Origin of the sequence: Cupriavidus sp. WGlv3 (assembly GCF_023952475.1) — a bacterium.
GTDB lineage: Bacteria > Pseudomonadota > Gammaproteobacteria > Burkholderiales > Burkholderiaceae > Cupriavidus > Cupriavidus phytorum.
Map to the genome: position 1 here is coordinate 224551 of NZ_JALHRX010000010.1, position 19323 is coordinate 243873.

At 68.3% G+C, this 19323-nt stretch carries 18 protein-coding genes; 14 read left to right on the forward strand and 4 right to left on the reverse strand.

Annotated elements, in window-relative coordinates:
- Positions 1-47: 47 nt before the first annotated feature.
- From MKD38_RS18225 to MKD38_RS18255, 7 genes are all read left to right on the forward strand, one after another.
- Positions 48-953 (forward strand): LysR family transcriptional regulator, encoded by a 906-nt coding sequence (locus MKD38_RS18225; RefSeq protein WP_116356801.1) that lies wholly within the window; start codon positions 48-50, stop codon positions 951-953.
- 177 nt (positions 954-1130) lie between these two features.
- Complete coding sequence (locus MKD38_RS18230; RefSeq protein WP_116387424.1) at positions 1131-2327, forward strand: CaiB/BaiF CoA transferase family protein; 1197 nt, start codon at positions 1131-1133, stop codon at positions 2325-2327.
- Entirely contained in the window at positions 2324-3295 is a 972-nt protein-coding gene (locus MKD38_RS18235) for a hydroxymethylglutaryl-CoA lyase (protein ID WP_252678726.1), read from the forward strand. Before MKD38_RS18230 ends, MKD38_RS18235 begins: the two co-directional genes overlap by 4 nt.
- A gap of 51 nt (positions 3296-3346) precedes the next feature.
- Positions 3347-4363: a Bug family tripartite tricarboxylate transporter substrate binding protein gene (locus tag MKD38_RS18240; protein WP_252678727.1), complete on the forward strand. Its 1017-nt coding sequence runs from the start codon at positions 3347-3349 to the stop codon at positions 4361-4363.
- A 179-nt stretch (positions 4364-4542) separates the two neighbouring features.
- Complete coding sequence (locus MKD38_RS18245) at positions 4543-5586, forward strand: ABC transporter substrate-binding protein (RefSeq protein WP_252678728.1); 1044 nt, start codon at positions 4543-4545, stop codon at positions 5584-5586.
- Positions 5587-5716: 130 nt separating this feature from the next.
- On the forward strand, positions 5717-6529 hold the full coding sequence (locus tag MKD38_RS18250; RefSeq protein WP_025584349.1) for an ABC transporter ATP-binding protein: 813 nt from the start codon (positions 5717-5719) through the stop codon (positions 6527-6529).
- A gap of 44 nt (positions 6530-6573) precedes the next feature.
- Positions 6574-7365 (forward strand): ABC transporter permease, encoded by a 792-nt coding sequence (locus MKD38_RS18255; protein WP_111517700.1) that lies wholly within the window; start codon positions 6574-6576, stop codon positions 7363-7365.
- A 66-nt stretch (positions 7366-7431) separates the two neighbouring features.
- On the opposite strand, the gene MKD38_RS18260 is transcribed toward MKD38_RS18255, so the two are convergent.
- Positions 7432-8835 carry a sensor histidine kinase gene (locus tag MKD38_RS18260; RefSeq protein WP_252678729.1) on the reverse strand — a complete coding sequence of 468 codons (1404 nt, stop codon included), beginning with the start codon at positions 8833-8835 and terminating at the stop codon, positions 7432-7434.
- Entirely contained in the window at positions 8832-9506 is a 675-nt protein-coding gene (locus tag MKD38_RS18265) for a response regulator (RefSeq protein WP_252678730.1), read from the reverse strand. Before MKD38_RS18265 ends, MKD38_RS18260 begins: the two co-directional genes overlap by 4 nt.
- A gap of 222 nt (positions 9507-9728) precedes the next feature.
- Here MKD38_RS18265 and MKD38_RS18270 point away from each other — a divergent pair, with 222 nt between their 5' ends.
- Positions 9729-10787 carry a porin gene (locus MKD38_RS18270; protein ID WP_252678731.1) on the forward strand — a complete coding sequence of 353 codons (1059 nt, stop codon included), beginning with the start codon at positions 9729-9731 and terminating at the stop codon, positions 10785-10787.
- A 218-nt stretch (positions 10788-11005) separates the two neighbouring features.
- Here the strand turns inward: MKD38_RS18270 and MKD38_RS18275 are convergent, their stop codons facing one another.
- Complete coding sequence (locus MKD38_RS18275) at positions 11006-11980, reverse strand: NADPH:quinone oxidoreductase family protein (RefSeq protein ID WP_252678733.1); 975 nt, start codon at positions 11978-11980, stop codon at positions 11006-11008.
- 218 nt (positions 11981-12198) lie between these two features.
- On the opposite strand from MKD38_RS18275, the gene surE reads away from it, so the two are divergent.
- The 5 genes from surE to MKD38_RS18300 are packed head-to-tail and all read left to right on the forward strand — an operon-like array spanning position 12199 to position 16841.
- Entirely contained in the window at positions 12199-12951 is a 753-nt protein-coding gene (surE, locus tag MKD38_RS18280) for a 5'/3'-nucleotidase SurE (protein WP_018007785.1), read from the forward strand.
- Between the two features lie 52 nt (positions 12952-13003).
- Complete coding sequence (locus tag MKD38_RS18285; protein WP_252678735.1) at positions 13004-13930, forward strand: protein-L-isoaspartate(D-aspartate) O-methyltransferase; 927 nt, start codon at positions 13004-13006, stop codon at positions 13928-13930.
- An 8-nt stretch (positions 13931-13938) separates the two neighbouring features.
- A complete protein-coding gene (locus MKD38_RS18290) occupies positions 13939-14811 on the forward strand; it encodes a peptidoglycan DD-metalloendopeptidase family protein (protein WP_252678737.1) in 873 nt (290 codons plus the stop codon).
- Between the two features lie 6 nt (positions 14812-14817).
- Positions 14818-16005 (forward strand): RNA polymerase sigma factor RpoS, encoded by a 1188-nt coding sequence (gene rpoS / locus MKD38_RS18295; protein ID WP_252678739.1) that lies wholly within the window; start codon positions 14818-14820, stop codon positions 16003-16005.
- Positions 16002-16841 (forward strand): 3'-5' exonuclease, encoded by an 840-nt coding sequence (locus MKD38_RS18300; RefSeq protein WP_252678741.1) that lies wholly within the window; start codon positions 16002-16004, stop codon positions 16839-16841. The genes rpoS and MKD38_RS18300 overlap by 4 nt, the downstream gene beginning before the upstream one ends.
- A 32-nt stretch (positions 16842-16873) precedes the next feature.
- Here the strand turns inward: MKD38_RS18300 and MKD38_RS18305 are convergent, their stop codons facing one another.
- The gene (locus MKD38_RS18305; RefSeq protein ID WP_252678742.1) at positions 16874-17728 is read right to left on the reverse strand and encodes an endonuclease/exonuclease/phosphatase family protein; all 855 of its coding nucleotides are present in this window, start codon (positions 17726-17728) and stop codon (positions 16874-16876) included.
- Positions 17729-17961: 233 nt separating this feature from the next.
- On the opposite strand from MKD38_RS18305, the gene rlmD reads away from it, so the two are divergent.
- A complete protein-coding gene (gene rlmD, locus MKD38_RS18310) occupies positions 17962-19290 on the forward strand; it encodes a 23S rRNA (uracil(1939)-C(5))-methyltransferase RlmD (protein WP_371925713.1) in 1329 nt (442 codons plus the stop codon).
- Positions 19291-19323 lie beyond the last annotated feature (33 nt).

Below are 19323 nucleotides of genomic sequence, written 5' to 3' on the forward strand. Positions count from 1 at the left end.
GCAGGCACTGCCACCGGCGCGCCCGTTTTCATTTCCCGTCCGCTTCCATGAACCTGGCCCGCTTCGATCTCGTCACGCTTGGCTTGTTCGTTGCCGTGGCCCGGCAGGGCAGCATCTCGGCCGGCGCGCGCCAGTCGCACCTGGCGGTGGCGGCGGCGAGCAAGCGTATTTCGGACCTCGAGACCGCGGTCGGCGCGCCGCTGTTCTTTCGCCATGCCGCCGGCGTGCAGCTGACCGAGGCCGGCCAGGCCTGCTTCCACCATGCGCTGACCATCCTGCAGGACGTCGAGCGCATGGCCGGCGTGATGTCGGACTACGCCTCCGGCGTGCGCGGGCAGGTGCGGGTGTGCGCCAACACCTCGGCGATCACGCAGTTCCTGCCGGATGACCTGGCCTCGTTCATGCAGCGCCATCCGACCATCCGCATCGAGCTGGAAGAGCAGAACAGCCGCGACATCGTTGCCGCGCTGGTCGAGAACCGCGCCGACGTCGGCATCTTCGCCGACCGCACTCCGGCCGCCGGGCTGATGACGATCGAATACCGCCAGGACGAGCTGGTCATCATCACCCCGCCCAACCATCCGCTCGCCGCGCGCGGCCCGGTACATTACGCCGATACGCTCGAATTCGATTTCGTCAGCCTGCCGCAGGAAACCTCGCTGGCGGCGCGCCTGCTGGAGGAGAGCAGCCGGCTCGACCGGCCGTTCCGGCTGCGCATCCAGGTGCGCAGCTTCGACGCGATGTGCCGCATGGTGATGGCCGGGCTGGGCGTGGGCGTGCTGCCTCGCATCGCGGCCGAGCCGCACGTCAAGTCGATGGGGCTGTCGCTGGTGACGCTGCAGGATGCCTGGGCGCGCCGCTCGCTGCTGATCGGGCTGCGCGACCCGGCCGGCCTGACGGTCTCGGCGCGGCTGCTGATCACCCACCTGTGCGGGGATCGCGCGCCGTTCTGACGCGCCTGCGGCGAGGCTCTACGCGGCCTTTCGCGTTCCGAGAAAGCCCGCTTCTCCGATTGCCGATTCCTGGCCGGCCCCGCGTTGGGGCAAACTCCGTCCGAACGCAATGTATGGCATGCCAGTCAATGGCGCTGCCGCACTGCAACAAGACTGCCGCATCGCACGGAGACACCCATGGCGCAACAGATCCTTGAGGGCATTCGCGTCCTCGAACTCGGACAACTCATCGCCGGCCCCTTTGCCGCCAAGACCCTGGCGGACTTTGGCGCCCACATCATCAAGGTCGAGCCGCCCGGGCAGGGCGACCCGCTGCGCAAATGGCGCATGCTGCATGAGGGCACCTCGGTGTGGTGGGAGGCGCAGTCGCGCAACAAGGAGTCGGTCTGCATCGACCTGCGCCAGCCGGAAGGTCAGGCGCTGGTGCGCAAGCTGGCCGCCGAGGCCGATGTGCTGATCGAGAATTTCCGCCCCGGCACCATGGAGAAGTGGGGCCTGGGCTGGGACGTGCTGCATGCCGACAACCCGCGCCTGATCATGCTGCGCGTGTCGGGCTACGGTCAGACCGGCCCGAAGAAGGACGAGCCCGGCTTTGCCGCGGTGGCCGAGGCCATGGCTGGCCTGCGCCACCTGACCGGCGAGCCCGGCCGCGCGCCGGTGCGCGCCGGCCTGTCGCTGGGCGACACCATCGCCGGCCTGCACGGCGCCATGGGCGTGCTGCTGGCGCTGTACCAGCGCGATGCGCGCGGCGGCGAGGGGCAGGTGATCGACGTGGCGCTGTACGAGTCGCTGTTCAACCTGAGCGAAAGCCTGCTGCCGGAATACTCGGCCTTCGGCGCGGTGCGCCAGCCCGCCGGCGGTGCGCTGCCGGGGATCGCGCCGTCCAATGCCTATCCCTGCGCCAGCGGCGAATACGTGCTGGTGGCGGCCAACGGCGACGCCATCTTCAAGCGCATGATGCTTGCCATCGGCCGCGCCGACCTGGCCGACGATCCCACGCTGGAGCGCAACGACGGCCGCGTCGCGCGCGTCGACGAGATCGATGCCGCGATCGCAGACTGGACCCGCACGCAAACGGTCGAGTCGGCGCTGGCGGTGCTGCGCGACGCGCAGGTGCCGTCGGGCCGCATCTATACCGTCAAGGACATTGCCGAAGACCCGCACTACCGCGCCCGCGGCGTGATCGAGTCGGTGACCTCGGCCGGCGGCCTGACCGTGGAGGTGCCGGGCGTGGTGCCCAAGCTGTCGGCCAGCCCCGGCGCCATCCATGACCGCGCGCCGGCGCTGGGCGAGCATACCGATGCGGTGCTGAAGCAGGCCGGCTTCGACGACGCCGCCATTGCCGACCTGCGCGCGCGCAAGGTGATCGCATGAGCGCCGCCGCCAACCCGTTGCGCGGCCCGGCCCGCGTCGAGATCAACGAAGTCGCGCCGCGCGACGGCCTGCAGATCGAGCCGATGGTGGTGCCGACCGATGCCAAGGTGGCCTTTGTCGATGCGCTGTCGGCCTGCGGCTTCGCGCGCATCGAGGCCACCTCGTTCACCTCGGCCCGCGCCATTCCCGCGCTGGCCGATGCCGAGGCGCTGATGCACCGCATGCGGCGCCAGCCGGGCGTGCGTTACACCGCGCTGGTGCCCAACCTGCGCGGGCTCGAGCGCGCGCTGTCGTGCCGGCCCGACGAGGTCAACCTGGTGATGTCGGCCAGCGAGACCCACAACCGCGCCAACCTGCGCATGACGCGCGCGCAGTCGCGGCAGCAGCTGCTGGCGATGATTGCCGAGGCGGGCGCGGCCGGCGTGCCGGTCAACGTGTCGCTGTCGACGGTATTCGGCTGCCCGTTCGAGGGCGAGGTCGATGCCGCCGAGGTGATGGCGCTGGCCAGGGCCTTCGCCGACGCCGGCGCGGCCGGCATCACGCTGTGCGACACCACCGGCATGGCCTATCCGAACCAGGTCGCGGCGCTGTGCCAGGCCTTCCAGGCCGCGCTGCCCGCCACCGCCCTGACCATCCACCTGCACAACACCCGCGGCATGGGCCTGGCCAATGCCGTGGCCGCCTGGCAGACCGGCGTGACGCGCTTCGACGCCGCCGCCGGCGGCCTGGGCGGGTGCCCTTATGCGCCCGGTGCCAGCGGCAACGTCAGCACCGAAGACCTGGTCCACATGTTCGACTGCATGGGCGTGCAGACCGGTGTCGATCTGGGCGCGCTGCTCGACGTGGTCGCCGGCATGCCGGAACTGGTCGGGCGCGACCTCAATAGCCAGCTGTTGAGCGCGGGACCGCGCCTGCGCACGCACCAGGCGCCGGCCTGGCTGGCCGAGCATTTTGCCGGGCAGGCGTAGCCCTGCACGCGCACCACCACAACGTATCCACAAGACCAAACGGAGACCCTCATGAAGCAAGCCCATCAACACCAGCCCGCCATGCCCGCACGGCGCAAGGCGATTGTCTCGACGCTCGCGGCAATCGGCGCGGCATGGTTCGCCCCCGCGGCACTGGCGCAGGACGGCAGCTATCCCGCCCGGCCGGTAACGCTGGTGGTATCGGCCGCGGCCGGCGGCACCACCGACCTGGCCGCCCGGATGATTGCCGAGCCGCTGTCCAAGGCGCTCGGCCAGCCGGTGGTGGTCGACAACCGTCCCGGCGGCAACGGCGGCATCGCCGCAAGCCTGGTGGCGCGCGCCAAGCCCGACGGCTACACGCTGATGCTGCAGTACTCGGGCTTCCACGTGATCACGCCGCTGCTGGTGAAGAACCTGTCGTGGGATCCGGTCAAGGACTTTGCGCCGGTGGCCAATATCCTGTCGGCGCCGCAGGTGCTGGTGGTGCGCCCGAGCCTGCCGGTCAAGTCGCTGAAGGAACTGGTGGCCTACGCCAAGGCCAACCCGGACAAGCTCAACTACGCCTCGTCGGGCAATGGCTCGCTGCAGCATGTGTCGACCGAACTGCTGAACCAGATGGCCGGCACCAAGATCACGCACGTGCCGTACAAGGGCACCGGCCCGGCCATGACCGACCTGCTGGGCGGCTCGGTCGACCTGACCATCACCACGCCGCCGCCGCTGATGGGCCATATCGCCGCCGGCAAGCTGCGCCCGCTGGTGGTGACCAGCAAGACCCGCCTGCCCAGCCTGAAGGACGTGCCGTCGGCGCCCGAGGCCGGCTACCCCGACCTGGACGTGTCGTCGTGGTTTGCGATGTACGCGCCGGCGGGCACGCCCAAGCCGGTGGTCGACAAGCTGACCGGCGAGATCGACAAGATCATGCGCAGCGAGGCCTTCCGCAAGAAGGCCGAGGAACTGGGTGCCGAGGCCAGGTACATGAATCCGCAGCAGCTGGCGCAATACCAGCAGGCCGAGCTGGCGCGCTGGGCCAAGGTGATCAAGTCCGCCGACATCCACGCCGAATGACGCCAGCGCTGCGGCAAGGTGATCGAAAGGTAAGGGCGCTAAGCTGGCGGGTTTGCTAGGTATAGATACCGATGCGGTGCACCACGCCGCCCGGTAGCATGGCAATTTGCCGCACCGCGGCGCCCCCCTTTCAAGCGCTCGTTGCCGCGGCGCCAGTCCACACGGGTAGGAGATCTCGCATGTATAACAAGAAGTTCTGGAAGCAATTCCTGATCGCGCTGGCGCTGTTCCTGGCCGGCTGGTTCACCTTCGGCCAGGCGCAGGCGCAGGGCAAGCCCGAGAAGACCAAGGTCACCATCGCGGTGGGTGGCAAGAACCTGTTCTATTACCTGCCGCTGACCATCGCCGAGCGCCTTGGCTACTTCAAGGAAGAAGGACTGGAGGTCGAGATCGTCGACTTCGCCGGCGGCGCCAAGGCGCTGCAGGCGGTGGTGGGCGGCAGCGCCGACGTGGTCTCGGGCGCCTACGAGCACACCATCAACCTGCAGGCCAAGGGCCAGCGCTACCAGGAATTCGTGCTGCAGGGCCGCGCCCCGCAGATCGTGCTGGTGGTGTCGAACAAGACCATGCCCAACTTCAAGTCGATCGCCGACCTGAAGGGCAAGAAGATCGGCGTGACCGCGCCGGGCTCGTCGACCAACATGATGGCCAACTTCGTGCTGGCCAAGCATGGCCTGAAGCCGTCGGACGTGTCGTTCATCGGCGTGGGCGCCAGCGCCGGCGCGGTGGCGGCGATGCGTTCGGGCCAGATCGATGCCATGGCCAACCTGGACCCGGTGGTGTCGATGCTGACGCAGAAGAACGAGGTGCGCATCGCCTCGGACACCCGCACGCTCAAGGACACCCAGGCGGTGTTCGGCGGCAACATGCCGTCGGGCTGCCTGTATGCGTCGCAGGCCTTTATCCAGCAGAACCCGAACACCACGCAAGCGCTTACCAACGCCATGGTGCGCGCGCTCAAGTGGCTGCAGAAGGCGGGCCCGTCCGACATCGTCAAGACCGTGCCGGAAAGCTACCTGCTGGGCGACCGCGCGCTGTACCTGGCCGCATGGGACAAGGTCAAGGAAGCGATCTCGCCGGACGGCACCATGCCGGCCGACGGCCCGCGCACCGCGCTCAACGCGCTGGGCCAGTTCGACGCCGAACTGAAGGGCAAGTCGATCAAGCTGGAAGAGACCTATACCAACGCGTTCGTGCAGAAGGCCAACGCCAAGTACAAGTAATTTTCCTGCCGTCGACGCCATCGGCCCGCTGCCCGCAGCGGGCCTTTGCTTTGCGCCAGCGACGGCTTATCCATCATCACTCGCCCGCGCCGCGCACTGCGCCGCCACGGCGGGTCTGAGACGGTTCATCATGAGCATTCCCGCACTTTCACTCGACCAGGTCACCTGCACCTTTGTCTCGCGCGATGACCGCAGCCAGCGCTATACCGCGGTCAGGGACGTCACGCTGTCGATCCAGCCCGGCGAATTCGTATCGGTGGTGGGTCCCACCGGCTGCGGCAAGTCGACGCTGCTGAATGTCGGCGCCGGCCTGCTGGAGCCTTCCAGCGGCGAGGTGCGCGTGTTCGGCGAGCCGCTGCGCGGCATCAACCGGCGCGCCGGCTACATGTTCCAGACCGAGGCGCTGATGCCGTGGCGCAGCGCGCTCGACAACGTCGTCGCCGGCCTGGAATTCCGCGGCACCGCGCGCGCCGAGGCGGTGCAGCAGGGCGAGGAATGGCTGCGCCGGGTGGGCCTGGGCGGGTTTGGCGACCGCTACCCGCACCAGCTTTCGGGCGGCATGCGCAAGCGCGTGGCGCTGGCGCAGACGCTGGTGCTGGACCCGGACATCATCCTGATGGACGAACCGTTCTCCGCGCTCGACATCCAGACCCGCCAGCTGATGGAGAACGAGGTGCTCGAACTATGGGCCGCCAAGCGCAAGGCGGTGCTCTTCATTACCCACGACCTGGACGAGGCCATCGCCATGAGCGACCGCGTGGTGGTGTTGTCGGCCGGCCCCGGCACGCATCCGATCGGCGAGTTCGCGATCGACCTGCCGCGCCCGCGCGACGTGGCCGAGATCCGCAACCATCCGCGCTTTGTCGAGCTGCACGCCGCGATCTGGGACGTGCTGCGCGAGGAAGTGCTCAAGGGCTACGCCCAGCAGCGCAAGGTCGCCTGAACCGTTTCGCCCTGCGTCCCATTCAAAACAAGAACTGAATCCCGATGGCATTCCGTACTGACTCCAAGGGCATGCTGCGCGTGTGGCAGCTGCTCGTGCTGGTGGTGATCCTCGGCGTGTGGCACGTGGCCACGCGCTCGCAGCAGGTCGCCTTTTTCTTCGGCGAGCCACTGATGGTGGCGCAACGCATCTGGAACTGGTTTTTCGTCGAGCGCGATATCTACCTGCACCTGGGCGTGACCCTGATCGAGACCGTGCTGGCGTTCGGCATCGGCACCGTGGCGGGGCTGGGCGTCGGCCTGTGGCTGGCGCTGAGCCCGCTGACCTCGGCCATCCTCGACCCCTACGTCAAGGCCATGAACTCGATGCCGCGCGTGATCCTGGCGCCGATCTTCGCGGTCTGGTTCGGGCTGGGCATCTGGTCGAAGGTGGCGCTGGCGGTGACGCTGGTGTTTTTCATCGTCTTCTTCAACGTCTACCAGGGCGTCAAGGAAGTGAGCCCGGTGGTGCTGGCCAATGCGCGCATGCTGGGCGCCAATCAGAAGCAGCTGCTGCGCCATGTCTACCTGCCGAGCGCGACCAGCTGGGTGTTCTCGTCGCTGCATACCTCGGTGGGCCTGGCCTTCGTTGGCGCGGTGGTGGGCGAATACCTGGGCTCGGCGCGTGGCGTGGGCTACCTGATCCTGCAGGCCGAGGGGACCTTCGACATCAATACGGTGTTCGCCGGCATCGTGGTGCTGACCGCGTTTGCGCTGGTGCTGGACTGGATGGTCGGCATCGGCGAGAAGCGGCTGATGAAGTGGCAGCCGAAGAGCGGGGAGACGGAGAAGCTTTGACGTTCCGCTTCGGCGGTGGTTTGCTCCTCTCTCCCGCAAGCTGCTGGAGAGGGAGTACACAGTCGGTCAAGGAAAAGCCCTGGCGCCGAACCTGACCGACACCGTCAGCCCGCCCCCCGGCGTTTCTCCAAGCCTCACCATCGCGCCATGCAGCCGCGCGATCTCGCGCACGATCGACAGGCCCAGGCCGGTGCCTTCCACCGCCTGCCCGCTGGCGCCGCGATAGAAGCGCCGGAACACCGCCTCGCGTTCGCCCGGCGCAATGCCAGGGCCGTTGTCGATGACCTGCAGCTGCGCCATGCCATCTTCACCCGCCACGCGCACCGTCACCATTGCGCCGCGCCCGGCATAGCGGATCGCGTTGTCGATCAGGTTGCCGGTCAGCTCCAGCAGCAGCTCGGGCTGTGCGGCGATCTCCGCCGGCCCATCCTGCTCGAAGCCCAGGTCGACCCCGGCCCCGCGCGCCACCGGTGCCCACTCCAGCGCCACTGCCTGCGCCAGCGTATCCAGCCGCAACGGCTTCAGCGCCGGCTCATAGCCGGCATCGGGCTCCAGCCGCGATAGCGACAGCAACTGCTGCACGCCCTTGGACGCGTGCCGCACGGTGCCGTGCAGCAGGCGCATGTGCTCGCGCACGCGCTCGCCGTCGCGTTCGCGCAGCGCCAGTTCGGACTGCGCCTGGATGATCGCCAGCGGGGTCTTGAGCTGGTGCGCGGCATCGGCAAAGAAGCGCTTGCGCGCCAGCACCGTGCCGTGCAGACGTTCCATGTACTGGTTCAGCGCCCGCACCAGCGGCTTCATCTCGGCCGGCAGGTCTTGCTGCTCGATCGGGTCGAGCTGCGTGCCACGCCGCGCCACCGTGTCGGAGAGCCGGTGCAGCGGCCGCAGCCCGCGCCGCACGCCGAGCCAGACGATGCCAAGCGCCAGCGTCACCAGCATCAGTTCCTGCAGCAGCGAGCCGATCAGGATCTCGCGCGCCAGCAGCTGGCGCGGCTCGATGGTCTCGCCCACCAGCACCCACACCAGCCGCGTGCGCGCCGCGCCGACGTCGCGCACCGGCAGCGGCTGCGCCGCCATGCGCAGTGGCTGGTCGCGGAACTCGGTGTCGTAGAACACGGTGCGGTACAACTGCAACGGTGCCTCGTCCGGCATCGGCAAATCGTCGTAGCCGGTGACGGTGGCGCCGTCGTCGGCGCGGATGCGGTAGAAGATGCGCGGGCCGGCCTGGCCGTCGAACAGCTCGAGCGCGAGGTTGGGCAGTTCGACCGCGAGCCGTCCCTCGTGCAGGCGGATGCCTTCGCGCATCGCGCGCAGCGATGCCTCCAGCGTGCGGTCGAAGGCGGTATGCGCGGCCGACATCGCGCGCTGGTAGGTCAGCCAGGCATCGAAGGCAAGCAGGGCAATCAACGGCAGCAGCAGCCATAGCGACAGCTGCAGCCGCAGGCTGGGGGCCTGGCGCGGCCGCTTCATGCCGGCGGCCGCGCTTCGAGCAGGTAGCCCAGGCCGCGCAGCGTGACGATGGCGACGCCGCTGCCGTCGAGCTTCTTGCGCAGCCGGTGCACGTAGATCTCGATCGCGTCCGGATTGACCGATTCGTCGATGCCGAAGATCTTCTCCGAAAGCGCGCCCTTGTTCACGGCGCGGCCATCGCGCAGCAGCAGCACCTCGAGCACGGCGCGCTCGCGCCCGGTCAGCGCCAGCAACTGGCCATGCAGCAGGAAGGCGCGGCTGATGCTGTCGTAGTGCAGCGGGCCGAACGCGATCTGCGTGCTGTCATGGCCATGGGCCCGGCGGATCAGCGCGCGGGCGCGCGCTTCCAGCTCGGACAGGTCGAAGGGCTTGGCCAGGTAGTCGTCGGCGCCCAGGTCGAGCCCGCGCACGCGGTCCTCGACCGAGCCGTGCGCGGTCAGGATCAGCACCGGCAGCGGGTTGCGCCGCTGGCGCAGTCGCCGCAGCACTTCCAGCCCGTCCAGGCCGGGCAGGTCCAGGTCCAGGATCAGCAGGGCGTAGTCCTGCGTGCTCAGCAGGTTGTCCGCGCTGCGGCCGTCGTGCATGCAGTCGACCGTGAAGCCGGCCTGGCCCAGGGCCTGGCTCAGGGAACTGGCCAGCATCACATTGTCTTCGGCAAGCAGGATACGCATGGAGCAGGGAGGGCAGGGCGGCAGAACGGCAGCAACAGCAAAAACGGCAAAGGCCAGACTGATACAGCGAACCGCGCCGGCTTAGAAGCTAGGGAAACCACTGATCCCGCGGCGGCGCCACGGCCGCGAAAAGCCTGCCCTTCGAAAGCGAACTGAAAGTGCGCGTCACCTACCATCCGGCCGCTGACGATTACCACAACAAGCACAAGGAAGGAGATGGCAATGAAGCGTACGGCAATGGCGTTGGCCGCGATCGGCCTGGCGGCCGCGGGGTCGGCATCCGCGCAATCGAACGTGACCCTGTATGGGCTGGTGGACGCGGGCATCGAATATGTCAGCCACGCCGGGCCGGACGGCTCGGCGGTCAAGCTGACCTCGGGCGGCAAGAACACCTCGCGCTGGGGCATCCGCGGCAGCGAAGACCTGGGCGGCGGGCTCAAGGCGATCTTCAACCTGGAAAGCGGCATCGCCATCGACACCGGCCGGCTCGATACCGACAACACGCTGTTCGACCGCCGCGCCACCGTGGGCCTGTCCAGCCGCTACGGCCAGGTGGTGCTGGGCCGCACCTTCACCACCACCTACGACTTCATGCTGCCGTTCGACCCGATGGGCTATGCGCCGGCGTATTCATGGGCGACGTCGTCGACGGCCACCGGCGGACGCAAGGACGGCCTGTTCTCGCGCGCCTCCAATGCCATCCGCTATGACGGCAGCTTCGGCGGCCTGAAGCTCGGGGCGACGGTGGCGCTGGGCGAGGTGGCAGGGGACTTCAAGAGCTCGTCCAAGTACGCGCTCGGCGTCGGCTACAACGCCGGCAAGTTTGCCGCCGCGGCCACCTGGGACCGGCAGAACGGCGCCGGCACCAGCACCACGCCCGCCGACGCCACCGATTACATCCAGGGCATCCATGCCGGGGCCAGCTATGACTTCGGCGACCTGAAGCTGTTTGCCGGCTACCGCAACTACAAGCGCAGCTTCACCACCGGCGCGGCCAGCGACCGCAGCGACATGTACTGGGGTGGCGCCAGCTATGCCTTCACGCCGGCGTTCACGCTGTATGGCGCGGTCTACAAGCAGAATATCAAGGGCGGCAACGATGCCGACCCGATCCTGTTCTCGCTGCGCGGGCAGTACGCGCTGTCCAAGCGCACGCTGGCCTACCTGTCGGTGGGCTACGCCAGGGCGCGCAATGGCCAGGACGTCAGCGTGTCGCGCGACCTGGTCGGCTTTGCCAACAACCAGACCGGCGTCATGGCAGGCCTGCAGCATCGCTTCTGACAAGGGGAACTCCGGAAAACGGCCCGGCCGGAGGCTGGCTGTTTTCGGAACTGCCTGTTGGCCCGCGCCGGGGTGTGCGCAATCGGGACAACAGGCAGCTTGGGGCGCTTTGCCTCGCATGGCGCAGGGTGTAGCCGCACCGCCTGCGCCATGATTTTTTAGGGCCGGCACCAGCGCGTCAGCCGACGCGTCGATGCCAGGCAGCCATCACGACGCCATCACGGCACGATCACGATCTTGCCGGTGACCTTGCGCGCTTCCATGTCCTTGAGCGCCTGTGCGGCCTGCTCCAGCGGATAGCGCGCCGAGATATGCGGGCGGATCTTGCCTTCCTTCATCCAGCCCAGCATCTGCGCCATGTTGGCCTGGTTGGCCTTGGGCTCGCGCCGCACGAAATCGCCCCAGAACACGCCCACCAGCGACGCGCCCTTGAGCAGCGCCAGGTTCAGCGGCAGCCTGGGGATCTCGCCGTTGGCGAAGCCCACCACCAGGTAGCGGCCGCGCCAGCCGATCGAGCGGAACGCCGGCTCGGCATAGATGCCGCCGACCGGGTCGTAGATCACGTCCGGGCCCTTGCCGTCGGTCAGCGCCTTGATGCGCTCACGCAGGTCTTCGGTGCTGTAGTTGATCAAGGCGTCGGCGCCGTGCTGCTTGCACACCTCCAGCTTTTCGTCGGTCGACGCCGCCGCGATCACGCGCGCACCGATGGCCTTGCCGATCTCGATCGCCGCCAGCCCCACGCCGCCGGCCGCGCCCAGCACCAGCATGGTTTGGCCCGCCTTCAGCTCGCCGCGGTCGATTACCGCGTGGTGCGAGGTGCCGTAGGTCAGCGTGAAGGCGGCCGCGGTCTCGAAGTCGATGCCGGGCGGCATCGGCACCACCGACGCCGCCGGTGCCTTGGCTTGGCTGGCGAAAGCGCCATTGCCCAGGTAGGCGATGACCTTGTCGCCGGGCTTGACGTGGGTGACGCCTTCGCCCACCGCGTTGACCACGCCGGCCAGCTCCGAACCCGGGGTGAACGGCAGTTCGGGCTTGGCCTGGTACTTGTTCTGGATGATCAGCACATCCGGGAAGTTGACCGCGGCCGCCTTGACGTCGATGACCACTTCGCCCTTGCCGGGCACCAGGTCGGGCAGGGTTTCGAGGGTCAGCGAATCGGGCGGACCCCAGGCTTTGCACAGTACGGCTTTCATCTTGTCTCCGGTGGTGTGGTTGGCATGCCGCGCCAGTCAAGCTTACGCGGGCCGGCGCGGCAAGTGTAGCGCAGGAATAGCACGGTCGTTCTGTTTCATGCCGAAGCCGTGGAGGCGGTCATTTGCGGCCTGCATACCGCGCCGGCGCGCCGCCGCAAATGGCCAGATCGGGCGGCGCGCAGGCCGCTTGCGCGCCTGCGCTCAGGTACAATCGCGGCATGCATATCCTTCTCGCCAACGACGACGGTTATCTCGCGCCGGGACTGGCCGTTTTGCATGCTGCGCTCGCGCCGCTGGGCCGGATCACGGTCATCGCGCCGGAGCAGAACCATAGCGGCGCTTCCAATTCCCTGACCCTGCAGCGCCCGCTGTCGATCTACGAGGCGCGCGAAGGCGTGCAAAAAGGTTTTCGCTTCGTCAACGGCACGCCCACCGACTGCGTGCATATCGCGCTGACCGGGCTGCTCGACGAAAAGCCCGACCTGGTGGTGTCCGGCATCAACCAGGGCCAGAACATGGGCGAGGACGTCCTCTATTCCGGCACCGTCGCCGCCGCGATCGAGGGCTACCTGCTGGGGATTCCCTCGGTGGCCTTCTCGCAAGTGGACAAGGGCTGGGAACACCTCGATGCCGCCGCGCGCGTGGCGCGCACCGTGGTGGAGCGCATCATCGGCACGCCGCCGGCCGAGCCGTTCCTGCTCAACGTCAATATCCCGAACCTGCCGTTCGAGCATATCCAGGGCTATCGCGCCACGCGCCTGGGCAAGCGCCATCCGTCGCAGCCGGTGATCACGCAGGTCAACCCGCGCGGCGATACCAATTACTGGATCGGCCCGGCCGGCGACGCGCGCGATGCCAGCGAGGGCACCGACTTCCACGCGACCGCGCAGGGCTATGTCTCGCTCACGCCGTTGCAGCTGGACCTGACGCACCGCGGGCAGCTCGACGCGCTCGACCAGTGGCTGAAGTAGCGCCGCCGGTCCCGAGCCGCCCGAGCCGCAGAATCGCCGCGCCGCGCCCCCGATGAGTTCCACGCCCCCTCGCAACAAGTTTCCGCTGCCGCTGGATGCGGTGGTCGAGCGCAAGCCCGCGCCCGCACGCACCGCCGGCATCCCCGCGGTGGGCGCGCCGCGCCCGGCCGCGCCGGTGCCCCCGCCCGCGACGCCGCCCAGGCCGCGCCTGCCGCGCACCGCGGCACCGGCGCCCGCGCCGGTGCCGGTGCCTGCCAGCGCGGTCGAGCAGCGCGCTTCGGCGGCCACCGCGGGCGGCGGCGGCATGGCCTCGGCGCGCGCGCGCGTGGCACTGGCGGCGCGGCTGCGCGCCGCGGGCATCCGCGACGAGCGCGTGCTGTCGGCCATCGCCACGGTGCCGCGCCACCTGTTCGTCGAGCCGGGACTGGCGTCGCAAGCGTATGAAGATGCGGCGCTGCCGATCGGCCACCAGCAGACCATTTCCAAGCCATCGGTGGTGGCGCGCATGATCGAACTGCTGCGCGAGGGCCTGGGCGCCGAGGCGCCGCTGGAGCGCGTGCTCGAGATTGGCACCGGTTGCGGCTACCAGGCCGCGGTGCTGGCGCAGGTAGCGCGCGAAGTCTTCTCGATCGAGCGCATCCGGCCGCTGCACGAGCAGGCCAAGGCGAACCTGCGGCCCTTGCGCGTACCCAACCTGCGCCTGCATTACGGCGACGGCATGCTGGGCCTGCCGCAGGCCGCGCCGTTCTCGGCCATCATCCTCGCCGCGGCGGGCATGGAGGTGCCCGAGGCGCTGCTGGAGCAGCTGGCCATCGGCGGGCGTCTGATCGCTCCGGTGGCGGTGATGCCGCCGGCAGGCGTGCCCGGCCAGACCGTGACGCAGCAGCTGCTGCTGATCGAGCGGCGCAACCGCCATCGCTTTCACCGAACCGCGCTTGAAGCCGTTTTCTTTGTGCCCTTAAAATCGGGCACCATCTGAGTCGAACTATGCACAACATCGTGAAATCGCAAAATTTCGCACGCGCCGGACAACTTCTTGCGGCGACGTCGCTCGCGGCCCTGCTGGCCGCGTGCGCCAATTCGCCGATGCCGGCACCGGTCGTCGACCGTACCTCCACCTCCGGTACCACCGCGGCGACGCTGGAACCGGCGCCGCCCGGGTACTATCGGGTCAAGCGAGGCGATACCCTTTACCGTATCGCGCTGGAGAACGGCCAGTCGTATCGCGATGTGGCAACGTGGAACAACCTGACCAATGTGAACCAGATCGAGGTCGGCCAGCTGCTGCGCATCGTGCCGCCGGGTGCCGACGTCAACACTGCGCCGGGCGTGGCCACCATGCCGGTGGCGCCGGGCACGGTGCAGGCCCAGCCGATCGACCAGGCCCGTCCGAACGGCACGCCGGTGCCGCCGCCGGCCGCGCCTGTGGCCGCGGCTTCGGCGCCGGCGGCAGCGCCCGCCGCGACCGCGCCGGCCTCGGCGCCGATGGCCGACGGCTCGATGAAGCTGAGCTGGCCGGCGACCGGCCAGATGGTCGGTAAATTCGACGACAAGGGCAATAAAGGCATCGATATTGCGGGCAAGAAGGGCGATTCGGTGCTGGCCGCGGATGACGGTCGGGTGATTCACGTAGGCCCCTTGCGCGGCTACGGGAATCTTGTCATCATCAAACACAACGAGACATTTCTTACCGCTTACGGGCACAACGACAAGGTGCTCGTCGCTGAGCAATCCACGGTCCGGAAGGGCCAGAAGATTGCAGAGATGGGCAACAGTGATACCGACCGGGTGAAGCTTCACTTCGAAGTTCGCAAGAACGGAAAACCGGTTGATCCGATGCGGTACCTGCCGCCACAGTGAGGGTTCATGCCACGCCAGAAAACTGTCTCCTCCGGAACCGTCAGCAGGGCTCGCCGTCCCAAGCAGCCGGAAGTGAAGGCTGGTGTGGCGCATCCCGACGAACGCGCCGATGCAGAGGGCTTCGAGCCCGATCTCGCCGCCGAGATGCTTCCCGTGACCGACGAGCCCATCGCCACGTCCGCTTCGGTGGGCCTGCGCGAGGCCGACCTGCTCGGCGACGACAATGATCGCAACGAGCGCCACCTGCGCGACGACGACGAGGACGAGTCGGAAGACGAGGAAGAAGACAGCGCGGAAAACGGCACCGAAAGCGCCACCGCCGAGCATGACGATTTCCGCACGGTGCTGCATACCGAGCTGGCCGCCGACACGGTCCAGCACTACCTGAACCGCATCAGCATCAAGCCGCTGCTGTCGGCGCCGGAAGAACTGCATTTCTCCACGCTGGCCAAGGACGGCGACTTCGCCGCGCGCCAGGTCATGATCGAGCGCAACCTGCGGCTGGTGGTCAGCATCGCCAAGGGCTATCTCAATCGCGGCGTGCCGCTGCTCGACCTGATCGAGGAGGGCAACCTGGGCCTGATGCACGCGATCGAGAAGTTCGATCCGTCGCGCGGCTTCCGCTTCTCGACCTACGCAACGTGGTGGATCCGCCAGAGCATCGAGCGCGCCATCATGAACCAGGCCCGCACGGTCCGCCTGCCCGTGCACGTGATCCGCGAACTCAACCAGGTGCTGCGCGCCAAGCGCCATCTGGAGAAGGGCGGCACCGACGGACGCGACGCCAGCCTGGAAGACATCGCCCACCTGCTGGGCAAGACGCCGGACGAAGTGCAGGACGTCCTGGCACTCAACGAACATACCACCTCGCTCGATACGCCGTTCGATCTCGATCCCGGCTCGAGCCTCCTGGATTTCCTCTCCGACGAGCACAACGCCGCCCCCGACCAGGAGGTGGCGCACCGCGAGCTGGAAGGGCTGATGAAGCTCTGGCTGGCGCGCCTGTCGGAAAAGCATCGCTATGTGGTCGAGCGCCGCTTCGGGCTCAACCACATCGAGCCCGCCACGCTGGAAGAGCTTGCCGAGGAGATGGGGCTGACGCGCGAGCGCGTGCGCCAGATCCAGCAGGAGGCGCTGGTCAAGCTCAAGCGGCATTTCGCTTCGCAAGGTGTCAGGAAGGACGCCGTTCTATGACCCCTGTGCTGGTATTCGACATCGAGACCATTCCCGATGTCGCCGGCCTGCGCCGTTTGCATGACCATCCCGATGCGATGAGCGACGCCGAAGTCGCCGAGCATGCGTTCTCCGCCCGCCGCGAAAAGACCGGCAGCGATTTCCTCCCGCACTACCTGCAGCGTGTCGCCGCGATTTCCTGCGTGCTGCGGCGCACGCACCGCGACGGCTCCGCCGTGTTCCATGTCGGCTCGCTCGGCACGCTGCAGGATGGCGAGGCCACGCTGATCCAGAAGTTCTATGAACTGATCGCGCGCTACAGCCCGCAGCTGGTGTCGTGGAATGGCGGCGGCTTCGACCTGCCGGTGCTGCACTACCGCGGCCTGGTCAACGGCATCACCGCGCCGCGCTACTGGGAGATGGGCGAGGGCCGCGACGAAGACAGCCGCGACTTCAAGTGGAACAACTACATCAGCCGCTACCACATGCGGCACCTGGACCTGATGGACCTGCTGGCGATGTACCAGCCGCGCGCCAGCGCGCCGCTCGATGACCTGGCCAAGCTGTGCGGCTTTCCCGGCAAGATGGGGATGGACGGCAGCAAGGTGTGGCAGGCCTTCCAGGCCGGGCAGCTAGACGAGATCCGCGCCTATTGCGAGACCGACGTCGTCAACACCTACCTGATGTACTGCCGCTTCCAGCTGATGCGCGGCGGGCTGTCGCCGCGCGAGTTCGACGTCGAGATGGAATTCGTCCAGGAATCGCTGGCCGAACTGCCGGGCGAACAGTGGATGGAATACCTGCAGGCCTTCCGCCTGCGGCGCCTGACGCCTGAAGCCGAAGACCTCGAAGACTGACGACGGCAGCCGCCAGCCCGGCCTGGACCGGCCTAGAGGTCCAGCGACAGCAGGATCGGCTGGTGGTCCGAGGCATCGGTGTCGGCGTTGACCTCGCAGCGCCGGATGCGCGCGGCGAGCGGCTCGGTCACCAGCATGAAGTCACAGGCGAAGGGCGGCTCGGGCCATTGTTCCTTGTCGTGCAGCGCGCAGGTCGGGGCATGCGGCTGGCCGGGATGCGCGTGCAGCCAGGCGTCGCGCCAGGCCGGCGTGCCGTCGTCGAACGGCTCCAGCATGCGCCGATAGGCGACATCGTCGGGTTTGCTGTTGAAATCGCCGCACAGGATGGCCTCGGCGGGCCGCGGCTCCGGCGTGAACGGGCCCGGCCACTGCTCGCTGCGGCCGGGGCGGCGCGCGTGGGCGCAAGCTTCGGCATGCCAGTCGCGCAGGGCTTCCGCCTGCGCCGTGCGCTGGGTCGCCGAATAATATTCCAGGTGGGTGCAGATCACGCGCAGCCGCGCGCTGCCGGCCTCCACCGTGGCTTCTAAGGCCACCCGCGGCATCGATGCTACCTCCGGATCCGCAGGCCAGGGCAGCGCGTGCCGGAACACCTCGCGCACCGGCAGCCGGGTGGCAATCAGGTTGCCGAACTGCTTCAGCGCGCCGGTGCGGCCACGCCGCTCGACCGCCGGCGCATAGAGCAGGTGATAGCCGGGCAGCAGCGCGGTCAGCTCCGACACCTGGTCGGCGCCGGGCTCGCCGCGCAGCTCGCCAAAGCCGCGCGTCACTTCCTGCAGGCACAGCACGTCGGCATCGGCCATGGCGCGCAGGGTCTCGACCTGCCGCGCCAGGTCGACGCGGCCGTCGGCGCCGCGGCCCCACTGGATGTTCCACGAAATCAGTTCCATGCCTGCTCTCCGTCGTTGGCCCGGACGTACGCCAACGGTGCCGGCCCGGTCTGGCATACAATCGCGCTTTCGTAAAACAATACGTCAGGTTTTATCTGGTGTCCCAAGCCGTGTCCTCCCCACAAGAAACGCCGGCCGTGCCGGCTGCTGCGGCCGTCGAAGGTGCTGCCCCCGTCGCAAAGAACTCCCGTGGCCGCGGTGCCGCTCAGGGCGGTACACCCGCGGACGACCCCGTGGTGACGATCGACAGCCTCGACATGGAGGCGCGCGGCGTCGGGCGGCTGGTCAACGAGGACGGCACGCCGGGCAAGGTGATCTTCGTCGAGGGCGCACTGCCCGGCGAGATCGTCAGCTACCGCAGCTATCGCCGCAAGCCCAGCTACGAGCAGGCGCACCTGGGCGAAGTGCGGCAGGCCTCCGTAATGCGCGTCGAGCCGGGCTGCCAGCACTTTGGCGTCTGCGGCGGGTGCTCGATGCAGCATCTGGATTCGCGCGCGCAGTTGGCCATCAAGCAGCGCGTGCTGGAAGACAACCTGTGGCACCTGTCCAAGGTGAAGCCCGACGTGGTGTTCCGCCCGATCGCCGGCCCCGACTGGGGCTATCGCTACCGGGCGCGCTTGACGGTCCGCCACGTGGCCAAGAAGGGCGGGGTGCTGGTCGGCTTCCATGAGCGCAAGAGCAGCTATGTCGCCGACATGACGCGCTGCGAGATCCTGCCGCCGCATGTGTCGGCGATGCTGGTGCCGCTGCGCGAGCTGGTGATGGGGCTGTCGATCCGCGACCGCATGCCGCAGATCGAGCTGGCCGTGGGCCAGGAGGTGACGGCGCTGGTGCTGCGCATCCTGGAGCCACTGACCGATGCCGACAAGGACCTGCTGCGCGCCTTCGCCGATGCACACCAAGTGCAGTTCTGGCTGCAGCCGAAGGGTCCGGATACGGTCTATCCGTTCTACCCGGCCGAGGCCGAACTGGCCTACACGTTGCCCGAATTCGGCATCCGCATGCCGTTCAAGCCGACCGACTTCACCCAGGTGAACCACCAGATCAACCGCGTGCTGATCGGGCGCGCGCTGCGCCTGCTCGATGCCCAGCCGCAGGACCGCCTGCTCGACCTGTTCTGCGGCATCGGCAACTTCACGCTGCCGCTGGCGACGCAGGGCAAGTCGGTGATGGGCATCGAAGGCAGCGAGGCGCTGACCACGCGCGCGCTCGCCAATGCGGAATACAACGGACTCGCCGCCAAGACCGAGTTCGCATGCCGCAACCTGTTCGAGGTCACCGCGGAAGACATTGCCGCGCTGGGCCGCTTCGACCGCTGGCTGGTCGATCCGCCGCGCGAAGGCGCGCTGGCGGTATGCAAGGCGCTCGGCGAGCTGGCGCAGCAGGGCAGCGACTTGCTGCCGCGGCGCATCGTCTATGTGTCGTGCAGCCCCGCCACGCTGGCGCGCGACGCCGGCCTGCTGGTGCACGAGGCGGGCTACCGCCTGAGCGGCGCCGGCGTGGTCAACATGTTCCCGCACACCTCGCACGTCGAGTCGATCGCGGTGTTCGACCGCGACTGACCGCGGCGGAGTGCCCAAAAGAAAAGCCGGCCA